Annotated in this window: 16 protein-coding genes; all 16 read left to right on the forward strand. The window is 55.1% G+C overall.

Going from position 1 to position 12086, the window contains the following annotated elements; genetic code table 11:
- Nucleotides 1-59: 59 nt before the first annotated feature.
- Nucleotides 60-254 carry an AlpA family transcriptional regulator gene (locus tag IAE50_RS04125; RefSeq protein WP_200579640.1) on the forward strand — a complete coding sequence of 65 codons (195 nt, stop codon included), beginning with the start codon at nt 60-62 and terminating at the stop codon, nt 252-254.
- 16 nt (nt 255-270) lie between these two features.
- On the forward strand, nt 271-855 hold the full coding sequence (locus tag IAE50_RS04130; protein WP_200579641.1) for a DUF2857 domain-containing protein: 585 nt from the start codon (nt 271-273) through the stop codon (nt 853-855).
- Entirely contained in the window at nt 845-1054 is a 210-nt protein-coding gene (locus tag IAE50_RS04135) for a TraR/DksA family transcriptional regulator (RefSeq protein WP_200579642.1), read from the forward strand. The genes IAE50_RS04130 and IAE50_RS04135 overlap by 11 nt, the downstream gene beginning before the upstream one ends.
- Before the next feature lie 396 nt (nt 1055-1450).
- A complete protein-coding gene (locus IAE50_RS04140) occupies nt 1451-1684 on the forward strand; it encodes a hypothetical protein (protein WP_200579768.1) in 234 nt (77 codons plus the stop codon).
- Nucleotides 1685-1760: 76 nt separating this feature from the next.
- Nucleotides 1761-2471 carry a lytic transglycosylase domain-containing protein gene (locus IAE50_RS04145; RefSeq protein ID WP_200579643.1) on the forward strand — a complete coding sequence of 237 codons (711 nt, stop codon included), beginning with the start codon at nt 1761-1763 and terminating at the stop codon, nt 2469-2471.
- Nucleotides 2471-2764 (forward strand): TrbC/VirB2 family protein, encoded by a 294-nt coding sequence (locus IAE50_RS04150; protein ID WP_200579644.1) that lies wholly within the window; start codon nt 2471-2473, stop codon nt 2762-2764. Before IAE50_RS04145 ends, IAE50_RS04150 begins: the two co-directional genes overlap by 1 nt.
- Before the next feature lie 10 nt (nt 2765-2774).
- A complete protein-coding gene (locus IAE50_RS04155; RefSeq protein ID WP_200579645.1) occupies nt 2775-5519 on the forward strand; it encodes a VirB3 family type IV secretion system protein in 2745 nt (914 codons plus the stop codon).
- 20 nt (nt 5520-5539) lie between these two features.
- Nucleotides 5540-6244 (forward strand): type IV secretion system protein, encoded by a 705-nt coding sequence (locus IAE50_RS04160; protein WP_200579646.1) that lies wholly within the window; start codon nt 5540-5542, stop codon nt 6242-6244.
- A gap of 11 nt (nt 6245-6255) precedes the next feature.
- A complete protein-coding gene (locus tag IAE50_RS04165; RefSeq protein ID WP_196551879.1) occupies nt 6256-6483 on the forward strand; it encodes an EexN family lipoprotein in 228 nt (75 codons plus the stop codon).
- Nucleotides 6484-6493: 10 nt separating this feature from the next.
- Complete coding sequence (locus tag IAE50_RS04170; protein ID WP_200579647.1) at nt 6494-7558, forward strand: type IV secretion system protein; 1065 nt, start codon at nt 6494-6496, stop codon at nt 7556-7558.
- Nucleotides 7559-7650: 92 nt separating this feature from the next.
- Nucleotides 7651-7788: a hypothetical protein gene (locus IAE50_RS04175; RefSeq protein ID WP_200579648.1), complete on the forward strand. Its 138-nt coding sequence runs from the start codon at nt 7651-7653 to the stop codon at nt 7786-7788.
- Entirely contained in the window at nt 7781-8464 is a 684-nt protein-coding gene (locus IAE50_RS04180) for a virB8 family protein (RefSeq protein WP_200579649.1), read from the forward strand. The genes IAE50_RS04175 and IAE50_RS04180 overlap by 8 nt, the downstream gene beginning before the upstream one ends.
- A complete protein-coding gene (gene virB9 / locus IAE50_RS04185; protein ID WP_375286489.1) occupies nt 8461-9366 on the forward strand; it encodes a P-type conjugative transfer protein VirB9 in 906 nt (301 codons plus the stop codon). The genes IAE50_RS04180 and virB9 overlap by 4 nt, the downstream gene beginning before the upstream one ends.
- A 19-nt stretch (nt 9367-9385) precedes the next feature.
- Entirely contained in the window at nt 9386-10639 is a 1254-nt protein-coding gene (locus IAE50_RS04190) for a TrbI/VirB10 family protein (RefSeq protein WP_200579651.1), read from the forward strand.
- A complete protein-coding gene (gene virB11 / locus IAE50_RS04195) occupies nt 10629-11654 on the forward strand; it encodes a P-type DNA transfer ATPase VirB11 (protein WP_200579652.1) in 1026 nt (341 codons plus the stop codon). The genes IAE50_RS04190 and virB11 overlap by 11 nt, the downstream gene beginning before the upstream one ends.
- Nucleotides 11651-12049 (forward strand): cag pathogenicity island Cag12 family protein, encoded by a 399-nt coding sequence (locus IAE50_RS04200; protein ID WP_200579653.1) that lies wholly within the window; start codon nt 11651-11653, stop codon nt 12047-12049. The genes virB11 and IAE50_RS04200 overlap by 4 nt, the downstream gene beginning before the upstream one ends.
- Nucleotides 12050-12086: the final 37 nt, after the last annotated feature.

Consider the following 12086-nt stretch of genomic DNA (forward strand, 5'->3'; position numbering starts at 1 on the left):
ATTTCCTTGTGCTTTTTTGTCTTCTCCGGGCATACCCCATATCTGCACTGGAGGAAATCATGACATCGCATCAGCTATTACGTCTGAAACAGGTTGAACAGAAAACAGGCCTGAAACGCTCGCAAATCTACCTCTATATGAAAGAAGGCATCTTTCCCCATTCAATCAAGATTGGTCCGGCCAGCGTGGCCTGGCTCGAATCTGAAATTGACGAATGGATCAACCTTAAATTAGCCAACCGCCTAATGCGTTGAAGGGAGATACAGAATCATGATCCCGTCATTAAATTTCGCCGTCTTAACCGATGCCCTGCACGCACTGAAAGAGGGAAACCTTCGCCACTGTGAAGCGCTGGGATTCACTTTCGACGAAATGAATACTCTTAATCAGCTATCGATTGATGAGCTGTTTATTGTCAGCCGGTCGTCAGCGCCGTTTGTCTCAATCAGCGTTCACCATGATGTTTTGCGCCATCTGATGGCGCTGGCTCGTCAGGAGGTCCGGCTCCAGCAGTTGATTAACCAGGCGATCCGACTGGGTGGTTCGATCGCATTGCTCAACCAGTATTTTGGTCTCACCTCCAACGAAACCTGTCTTCGCCGTCGGTTGCTGGGTGTCAGTGTGCCGTATGGCCGGACACCTGAACCGGATGAAAAGACGGATGCAGCTATCTGGCAGCAATGGCAACAATACCGGGTGGATAATCTTGAATCCTCTGACGCGCTGGCCGCCATGATGCAGATGACGGAAAAGCTGTTGCCGGACGCCGAAGGTCTGTCTCTCACCACCGTCTGGAAGCGCATCACACTCTGCGAAAAGGAAGCCGCCAACAGGAGGGCATCACATGCCGGATGAGATCGACCGCGATCAGGAGTTCAATGAACAACGACTGGAAGAGATGATTGAACAGAGCCGTTTCAAACCAGGAACAACACCATCATTATTCCACTGCCGTTTATGCGGTAAACCTATTCCTGAAAAACGACGGCAAGCACTACCGGGCGTAACAACCTGTACGGAATGTCAGGATAAACTTGAACGTCGCAGGTATTAAATGTGAGCAAAAGACATATGGGGAATAAATCCCCATATGTCTTTATCTGTACCATTAAATAAAAATAAAGCCTCATGATTTATTTTACTTTCCTTTTTCGTCCTCCCGCCTTTTTATTTATCCATCGAATTAACTCTTTCATTTTTGTTTTGATTTTATTGTTCATGGGTTGCTCCAGATCCCCCATGCTGAACACGCCATTACAGAATGGTTGCCCTGATGGACGTTAATTCGTCCGGGCCGGGTATTGCTCTTTAATAATACGGAACGGGCTGTCACAAAACCACAATTCAGGGTGCCGCTGAATGTTCTCGCTGACCCGTTAAAACCGGAATGCAGGATCGGGATGTGACCGAAAAATATTATTTTCCACCGTTTTTATTAAAAGGGGACATCATGAGAAAACCCGTTTATTACGCCTATGTTACCCAGGAAAGTCAGCCGGACTCGCAGGGCGAGAAAAATACCTGGTGGACAAAAGTCGGCGTGGCCTTTGCCCACCACGGTAAAGCCGGTCTGAATATTGTCCTGACGCCCGGTATTGCGGTTTCCGGTAAACTGGTCCTGCTTGAGCCACGTGAGGATAACAATCCGCCACAGAGTGCGGAACCCGGCGAAACCGCGCTTTAACTCTTCTTTATTACTCTTTACTCCACAGCGTGCAGGGTCCGCTGACTTGCACGCTGCCCGCAATCCCGAGGCCATCATGCTTTCCACCACTGCCTTTCTGGCGGCGGCCATGCAGTGTGCCGCCAGCATTCATCCGTCCACCGCGCTCGACGTGGCACGGGTGGAATCCAGTTTTAACCCTTATGCCATCGCCGAGATAGTCCCCAGGGCCAGAAGAGCCTCCGGTGACAATCCTGTTATCTCCCATCTGCCCGCCAGCCGGGCAGAAGCAGAGCGCATTATCCGTCGCCTTGCCGTACAGGACCGGCGTTACTCCGTCGGGCTGATGCAAATAACCAGCACCAATTTTCGTCACTACGGTGTGACGGCCACTGACCTGCTTGATCCCTGCACCAACCTGTCTGTTTTTGAACGCATCCTCAGCGATTGCTACCGGCGTGGCGGCACCCTGAAAAGGGCCCTGAGCTGCTATTACTCCGGCAATTTCCATACCGGACAACAGCCGGAAGCGGCTTTTTCCGGGACCAGCTATGTGCAGCGGATGGGTTACGTTTCGGCGTCTCCCCGTTATGCCGTACCCGGTACCCGAGAGGACACATCTCCCCCCGAAGCAGCCCTGAAAGCCATCCCTGCTGATAAGTCATCCCGTCCCCGCGTGATCTGGCCGGGGACCGTCGTTCGAGGCGTCCCCGCGAAACTCCGTCAGGACAACATCGCCATCGCACCGATCTCCGCGCCGTCAGTGCGCCGGAGTCTCTCCCAGTTAACCCGTGAGGAGGAAGAATAATGACACGTTTCCGCAAGCTAAAGGCGGCGGCCAGCCTCGTTTCTGCCAGTGTGTTGACGGCTTTTTCTGCCATCCCGGCGTTTGCCGACGGGTTTCAGCGCGCAAATACCGTGATGGAGAAAGTCTCCACCGGCCTGCATGGTCTGGCGGCCATCACCATCACGGTGGCCGTGATCTGGGTGGGTTACAAGACGCTCTGGAAAGGCGAAAGCCTGTCGCAGTGCGCCTACATCATCATCGGCGGGATCCTGATTGGCGGGGGCAGTGAGATCGGCGCGCTGCTGATGAGCTGAGAGGTCACCTATGGCAAAGCTGCTCAAGGCAATGAAACGCCCGGCGGCACTGTGGGGGGTGCCGATGGTGCCCCTGCTGGGTGTCTCTGGCGTCACCATCATCGTCGCTGTCTGGACTTCCGTCGCTTTCCTTGCCCTGCTCCCGGTTGAGTTTCTGGTGATGAAGTCGCTTACCCGGAATGAACCCATGCGGTTCAGCCTGATTGCCGTCTGGCTCAGGGCAAGAGGAAAACCGGCAGCAAACCGTCTGTTTGGCGCAACCGCCTTTATGCCCGTTGAGCATGAGGCCGTTGATATCACGGAGTTTCTCAACGCCATGAAACTGAATCAGTGTGCCACGCTCAGAAAGTACATTCCGTATTCATCGCATATTCATCAGCATGTTGTCCGCTCACCAGACAGTGACCTCTACTGCACCTGGGAACTGACGGGCACCCCGTTTGACTGCGAGTCAGAAGACACGCTCAGTACCGACCGGAACCAGTTGCACGGGCTCATCCGTTCATTCGAAGGAATGCCGGTCACCTTTTATATCCACAACGTGCGGGAGCCGTTCACGGACTCGCTGCACAAGGCGTCCGGCAACCCTTACGCCGATGAAATCAGCCGTCTCTATTATGCCTCGCTGGCGGCGGATCCGTTTCGCCGCAACCGCCTGTTCCTGACCGTCTGCTACCGTCCGTTTGTCAGTCTGGAAAAGGCCGGACGCAGGCGCATGAAAGACGGTCAGAAACTGAAAGAACTTGACGGTGCGCTGCGGGAAATGCTGGAAATCAAAGGTTTGCTCGATACCGCACTGTCACGCTACGCGGCACGTCCTCTCGGCACCTTCACCGAAGGCAACGCGGTATTCTCCTCCCAGTTAGCCTTCTATGAGTACCTGTTGACGCACCAGTGGCGCAGGGTGCGCGTCACCCGTGCCGCCGCGTATTCGGTGATGGGGTCGGCGGCGCTGTTCTTTTCGGCGGAGTCCGGGCAGATAAATCACGCCAGCGGCACGCACTATTTCCGGGGGCTGGAAGTGAAGGAGTTCCCGGAGGAGACGGCGACAGGGATGATGGACTCGCTGCTCTATGCCCCCTGCGATTACGTGATCACGCAGTCTTACACCTGCATGTCACGCGAGGAAGCCCGGAAGGCCATCAAACGCACCCGCCGTCTGTTAATGAGTTCGGATGATGATGCGGTATCCCAGCGGCTGGATCTGGATGTGGCGCTTGACCTGCTGACATCGGGGAAAATCGCCTGTGGCAAACACCATTTTTCCCTCATGGTGTTTTCCCGCACGCTGGACAGTCTGGTGGCCGATACCAGTGAAATCAGCAATGCCCTGAACAATCTCGGCATGACACCGGTTCCCGCTGAACTTTCGCTTTCAGCCGCATTTATGGCGCAACTGCCCGGCAACTATCATCTGCGGCCACGCCTGGGCGAACTGAGCAGCCTGAACTTTGTGGAGCTGGCCGCGCTGCATAATTTCTCCCCCGGCAAGCGCGATAACGCGCCCTGGGGAGATGCAATGGCCTTGCTGCGCACCCCGTCAGGGGATGGCTACTACCTGAACCTGCATAACACGCTCGCCGACAAGGACGAGTTCAACGAGAAGAACCCGGCCAGCACCTGCATTCTCGGCACCAACGGTTCGGGGAAAACCATGCTGATGACGTTCCTTGAAAACATGCAACAGAAATATGGCCGCGCGGACAGTTTTTCGCCCGATGCGAAAACGAAGCGGCTGACAACCGTTTATCTGGACAAGGACCGGGGCGCGGAAATGAATATCCGGGCACTGGGCGGCCGTTACTTCCGTATCACGCATGGCGATCCCACGGGGTGGAACCCGTTTTCCCTGTCGCCCACGAAACGCAATATCAGTTTCATCAGTCAGTTGATGAAACTGCTGTGCACGCGTAACGGCGCGACCATCACGCCCCGTGATGAGCGTCGCCTGAACGACGCCGTTAACGCCGTGATGAGCAACGAGCCGCAATACCGTGTCTGCGGTATTACGCGCCTGCTGGAGAATCTTCCTGAACCTGCCACTAAAGAAGCCCAGGAGAACGGTCTGAGCATTCGCCTGTCGCAGTGGGCGCAGGGCGGCGAGTTCGGCTGGGTATTTGATAACGCCTCAGACACCTTCGATATCAGCCAGTGCGATAACTTTGGCATTGACGGCACGGAGTTTCTGGATGACGCGAACGTCTGTGCGCCGATCTCCTTTTACCTGCTGTACCGTATCACCAGCCTGCTTGACGGACGTCGACTGGTCATCTTTATGGACGAGTTCTGGAAATGGCTTCGGGACCCGGTCTTTAAAGATTTCGCCTATAACCGACTGAAAACCATCCGTAAACTGAACGGGATGCTGGTTGTGGGCACCCAGTCACCGGCGGAGATCATCAGGGATGAAATTGCGCCCGCCGTGATTGAGCAGTGCGGCACGCAGATCCTGGCAGCCAACCCCAGCGCCGACCGGGCCCACTATGTTAACGGGATGAAGTTTGAGCCGGAAGTGTTTGATGTGGTGAAAAATCTGGATCCGCAGGCCCGCCAGTATGTGGTGGTGAAAAATCAGTTCAGGCGCGGCGACACAAAACGTTTTGCCGCCCGCGTGACGCTCGACCTCTCCGGTATCGGCAGGTACACGCGGGTCATGAGCGGCAGCGCCGACAACCTCGAAATCTTCGACTCAATTTTCCAGGAGGGGATGCCGCCGCATGAATGGCTGGCTCCTTACCTGTCTCAGGCACTCTGATAACCCGAAGGAGACCCACAATGAAAAGGCGTTTTCATGTCCTGATTTTCGCCTGCATGATGACCAGTTCGCTGGCACATGCAGGTATTCCCGTTCTGGTGGATGCTGACCCGTTGCGTGAAGCCGAATGGCTGAAAGAAACGCAGCGCTGGATGCAGACTGCGCAGCATTATCAGAGCCAGATCCAGGCGTATAGAGATCAGCTGGCGACGGCCACCGGTGTCCGTGATATTGCTGACTTTGTTGATCAGGCAAAAAGCCTGAAATCCGACCTTGAGAAACTGCGCAAACCAGGGCAGGCACTCAATGATCTGCTTCTGTCCGGCGGTTCTTCCGGACAGTTCGACGCCCTGTACGAAAAGTATAAAATTTTCGACACCTGCAACACAGAACAATCCGAAAGTTACGCCAGAGTCTGTAAGCAACAGGTCATCAATAAGGCGATTCAGTTTGAGCAGACTGACGAGATCCAGGGGCAGGTCAGCCAGACGCTGGGGGAAATTAACAGCCTCTCGAACCGTATCGCACTTTCTAAAGATTCAAAGGAGTCTCAGGACCTTGCCAACAGTATTCAGCTAAAATCAGTGATGCTGAACACGCTCACTGATCAGTGGGAAATGAGCGTGAAGGCGGCAGAAAAGCGCGAAAAAGTGCTGGAGGACGAGCGTGTTAAACAGTGGAATCAGCAACAGTTAACTGCGCCAACCCCTGATTTAAACGGCTAAAGGAGTCTCACATGCGTTTATTAACCCTTTCTTTCTTTTCCTTATTATTCGTCGTCATTAGTGGTTGCAAAGAAGAAGCCAAAACGACCCAGTGGTACAGGGATCATCCCGATGAGCTAAAAGCGGTGTATGAGAAATGCCAGAAGACCGGCGATGCCTCAGAGAACTGTAAAAACGCCAATGAAGCCCATTATCAGATTCAGCAGTTAAATGCGCCCACTCCCGATCTGAATTCATAGTGAGGTTAATATGTCCGGTGGTGTATTTATCGGTGTTGAAAAACACCTGATAGGAGGAGTCACCGACGCCACAAAGGGACTGATGATGTCATACTCCTCCATGATGATAGGGCTGGCGGCAACGTCAGCCACCCTCTATATCCTGTGGCGTGGTTACCAGACCCTGGCGGGTAAGCTGTCCACGCCGATGGAGGACGTCATGTGGGACATCATGAGGATGGCAATCATCCTGTCCTTTGTGGCAAATGTCAGCGGTTATCTTGACGGTGTTATTGATGCCATCAATGGTTTAAAGGAGGGATTTTCCGGCAGCGATAATATCTGGCAATTACTGGATAGCTTATGGGATAAAGCGAAGGTATTAGGCAAAACGTTACACGATATGGATAACTCAACCTATATAAAAGATGAGGGTATGACCGCTCAATTTTATGTCTGGCTCGGGATATTCGTATTAATGATCGTGACAGCCTTTGTTTCAATGATCGCGGAAGTGATGGTTTTACTGCTGAGTATTACCGCCCCTGTGTTTATCTTTTGTCTGCTGTATGGTTTTTTACGTCCCATGTTTAATAACTGGCTGCAAAATGTTTTCGGTGCAATATTAACGGTTCTGTTTTCTGCGTTGTCGCTACGCATTGTCGTTAATTATTTAAACTCGCGGTTAGCTATTGCAACACAGATATCTGCACAATCCAACATTGTGGAATTAGGCGCACAGGTCTGTCTGGCCGGTATCTGCGCGGCAATACTGGTTTATCTCTCCGCAAAACTGGCCGGCGCGCTGGCCGGGGCCAGTGCAACCGTATCCATGCAGGGGCTGGCGGCTGTGGGTATTGGCGCGGCGGCGTTTGGTGCCGGGAAACTGGCAGCAGGAGCCGGGAAGCAGACAACCCGCGCCATTCAGGACAATATTCAGGGCTGGAGAGATGGCAGCGCGGGTAAACCCGGCAGCGGTCCAGGATACAGCGCGGCGAAAGCGCGTCAATACGCGATTGAGCAGATGATTGCCCGCAACGAAGCCCGGCGACTGGCGCAGTCAGGAGAAGCCGCCGTTCAGAAATTCCATCGTTAAACCTGTCATCCCTGGTCGAAATATCCCCGTTAACCCTCCGGTGAAAACATAACCCTGTTTTCATTCCACTGATCTCACTGAGGAAACATCCCATGAAACGCTTGATTGCGCTGGCTTTGCTGTGCGCGCTTTCCGGCTGCGCGCAGTCTCCCCGTCCTCCTGCCTTTGGCGGTCAGGGCGTCCCCGTGAACACCCATCAGATTATGGCGGAGTTAAACAGTCATGAGTGAACAGACCCTCGTTGCGGATTCCCGCACCTTTGAGCAGCAGATGATTGAACGGGACAAACGCGCCACAAAAGCCGGGTTTGTGGTGGGCGGCGCAGGCCTGCTCACCGCCGTACTGGCGCTCATCGCCATGGTGCTGATACTGCCCCTGAAACAGACGGTCGTGGAACTGTACACCGTGGATAATCATACCGGGCGGGTGGAGCACGTCACCCGTGCGTCAAAAACCCACCTGACGGCGGAAGTCGCTTATCAGAAGGCGATGACCGCCAGCTACGTCAGACTGCGTGAGCGGTATGTCTACCCCTCCCTCCAGGACGATTACGCCACGGTACAGATTTACAACAGCCCGCAGGTCAACGATGACTATCTGGCGCTGTATGCCGGTAAAAACGCCCCGGACAAGGTGTACCAGAACGGGGCGCACACCGTGCGGATCGACATCCTGTCAAACCAGCTCACCGGGGGCACTGACCCCGATAACGTCGCCACCCTCCGTTACAAAAAGACTGTCCGCCGCCTCGCGGACAACAGCACCCACACCGAATACTGGGATGTCCGTCTGACGTTCCACTCTGACCCCGGCAGGGAGATGAACGATACCGAACGGGAGGTTAACCCGTTCGGCTTTACCGTGACCAGCTGGCAGGCAGACCGTGAAATCCGGGGAGGTGAATAATGAAAAGTCTCATCCTTTTAGCTCTGGGGCTGATGTGCGGCACGGCATGGAGTGCTGCCATCCCGCAGGCGAGCCGCTACGATGCCCGTGTTCAGCAGGTGGTTTATAACCCGCTGAACGTCACCGTCGTCAGTACACGACCCGGTTTCATGACCACGCTGGTGTTTGACAGCGACGAGGCGGTTATCAGCGCCAGACCCGGTTTTGAGGAGGCGTGGGAAGCCACGCCGGACGCCAACCGGGTCAATATCCGCCCGGTGGCGCTCGTTCAGGGCGCGCCCGGCGCTGACGGCAATACCACACAGGTGGTCATCCCGCCCAACAGCCGGGACTGGCACACCAACATGCTGGTCGTCACCACCCGGCGGCTGTACAACGTCGAGCTGAACGTCATTGATGATAAATCACCGCAGCAGCCCGCCTTTCAGGTGAGTTACCGCTATCCGGGCGAAGCACAGGAGAAGGCCCGCCGTGAGGCAACGGCCAGCGCGCTGGAGCGTGAGCAAAAACAGCAGCAGACCGATATTCAGCAGGCCCTGAATGCCGCGCAGACGCCGCGCAACTGGGACTACCTCAGCTATCCGGAGCGCGACAGCGCCCGGATTGTCCCCGATTTTGCGTATGACGATGGTCGCTTTACGTTCGTGGGTTTCTCTCCGGCCAAATCCATTCCCTCCGTGACGAAAGCGCTGAACGGCCAGGAGCATGTGGTTAACAGCAGTATCCGCAGGAAAGGCAACTTCACCGTCCTGGTGATTCAGGAGGTCACGCCCCGTCTGGTCCTGCGTTCCGGTCACGCCGTGGTCGGCCTGGAAAACCGTGGTTTCGGCAGAGTCCAGGCCGCTGATGGCGCCACCGTCTCCCCGCAGGTTGAGCGGGTGGAAAAACCTGCAACCCACTGACAACTGAGGAACCATGCAGATGAACGACGAACACGCGCATCCTGAACCTGATGAGTCCCGGCCCTCTCCGGCGCAGACGGATGACGATATTGCCGCGCTGGAGCGAGAGGCCCGTGCCAGGCGGGAAGCAGAGCTTCTCACCGCACAGGACGATGCAGAGAACGATCCGGTACAACCCGCTATCAACAAACTGAAAAAGCGCAGGCGCGGGAAAGCCACCACGTTTCTGGCGCTCGCCGCCGTTGCGCTGATTGCGCTGGCGTGGGCGGGCAACTGGGTATACCGCAATCTGCTCTGGCAACCCGGTGAGGAAAAGCGGCAGGATGCCGCGCCACAGCCGAACCGCAGCGATTACCGGCAGCGTACCGATCTGGGGACGCACGATACCGGCCCCGGAGCGCCGGAACCGTCGGACAACGGCCCGCGCAATACGGCAGTCACCGGGCCGGAGACGCCGCCGGAACTGGATAAAGCCCGTTTTCTGGTTCGTCGGGACAGCTCTGCCGCTGCGACCCGAAACCCGGTACGGACCCGGCAGCAGGAAATGACGCAGGTATCCTCTGCCGGGCAGTCGTCAGGGACGCCATCCCCTGGCACCGGTCAGCAGCCAGACACCACGCCGTCACAGCCGGAACACTCCCCGTCAGAGGTACGGCGTATTCCTTACAACCCGGATCTGTACGTGCCGGAAAATACCGCCATTCCCTGTTCGCTGGATTACCGTTTTGTCTCGGACCGGGCGGGGAAAATCCGCTGCACAGTCGCCAGCGATATCTGGAGCGCCAGCGGCAACACGAGGCTGATTGAAAAAGGGACCACCGCCACGGGCGTTTACCAGACAGGTGCGGAAACCGGGATGACGCACGGCCAGGGACGCGCCTTCCTCATCATCACCAAACTGCGTACCCGCCAGCCCCCTTATCTTGATATTCCTCTGGTTGATACCCGCGCTGCCGGGGAACTGGGCGAGGCCGGTGTTGATGGCTGGATCGACTCACATTTCAGCGAGCGATTCGGGGGCGCATTACTGGTCGGTATGATCCCCGATGTTGCGGCATGGGCTTCCGACAGCGCGGGTCAGAAAGATCGTAATACCGACTACACCGAAAACAGCCGCCAGGCGATGGCAGATATGGCACGAACCACGCTGGAAAACAGCATCAATATCCCGCCAACCGTGCACAAAAATCAGGGTGAGATCATCAACCTGATCACCGGACAGGATATTGATTTTTCCGGCATCTATACGCTGAGGATGAAAAATGACCGCTAAAAATATCTCCCTGGACCGCTATAAGCAGCGTTTTTTTGGTGATTTTCTGGCGCTTCCCGGCCTGACGGAGATCGCCGTCAATCGTCCTGGCGAACTTTTCACCAAAATTAACGGTGTCTGGGCACAGCACGCCGTTCCGCTGGATTATGAGGGCTGCTACAACTTTGCCAGATGCCTGGCGAAGCATCACGGCGACAATATCGAAGATATCAAGCCGGGGCTGTCCGCCACGCTGGAATCCGGCGAACGCTGTCAGGTCATCGTGCCCCCGGCCTGCGAGCGCGAAACGGTGTCCATCACGCTGCGTAAACCCTCACAGGTCCAGATCCCGCATCAGGACTATATCGACGCCGGGTTTTATAACCGGGTGACGGGCACGGAAAAAACGCAGACGCACGATGAGGAATTACTGGCCTTATATGACGTAAAAGACATTCCGCGCTTTATGGAGAAATGTGTGGAATACGGTAAAACCATTGCGGTGGCCGGGGAAACCAGTACCGGGAAAACCACCTATATGAAGATGCTGATGGGTTATATCCCCCTTCATCTGCGTATTACGACCATTGAAGATAACCCGGAAATCACCTTCTTTATGCATAAAAACTACGTCCACCTTTTTTATCCGTCGGAATCGGCAGATGAAAAAGGGTCAATTGTGACGCCCGCCAGCCTGCTGCGCTGGAATTACCGCATGAATCCCGACCGCATACTATTAACCGAAGTACGCGGCGGTGAGGCCTGGGATTTTCTCAAGATAACCGGTTCCGGCCATGAAGGCAGTATGACCTCTGTTCATGCCGGTTCGGCAATGGAAGCGGTAGACGGGTTTATTACCCGCTGTTATGAAAACCCGCAATGCGCCCGACTCCCTTATACCTTTATGTTACGCAAGGTACTGGACAGTCTGGACGTTATCGTCAGCATTGATTTAGACGGTAATGTGCGCCGGATGAATGATATTTATTTCCGGCCACTGCACCGCAGCGCTTTTTTTGAGGAGATGAAAGCATGATGAAGGTTATCACTATGCTGCTCTTTTCGCTGGTACTTTCCGGCTGTTCTTCACCCCCGCCACCGGTTCCTGTTGAATGGGAGAAAGCGGGTCAGTCAGTCAATACCGGTTTACCGCAGTGGCGTGACAATCCGGTTATTATTCCTTCTCCGGTGGTTAACGATAAATGGTTATTATCCCTTCACGCACGGAATTATAACGAAACACGCTGGACGCTCGCCGTATTTTACGCAGTCGCCCACTCTGCGCGTATTATTGTTGCTGCACCATCAGGCTCAGAATTCTTTACTGCAAAAAACTGGCTACGCCGATATGGCGCTAAAGGCGTTATTGCATATCAGCCTGTCTCTGGCTGCCTGACATGCAGCGACACTCGCATTTATTTTTCGCATTAAATCCTCCCCTCACATCCTGAAATTAATCTTAGGGTAA

Origin of the sequence: Kosakonia sp. S42 (assembly GCF_016624785.1) — a bacterium.
GTDB lineage: Bacteria > Pseudomonadota > Gammaproteobacteria > Enterobacterales > Enterobacteriaceae > Kosakonia > Kosakonia cowanii.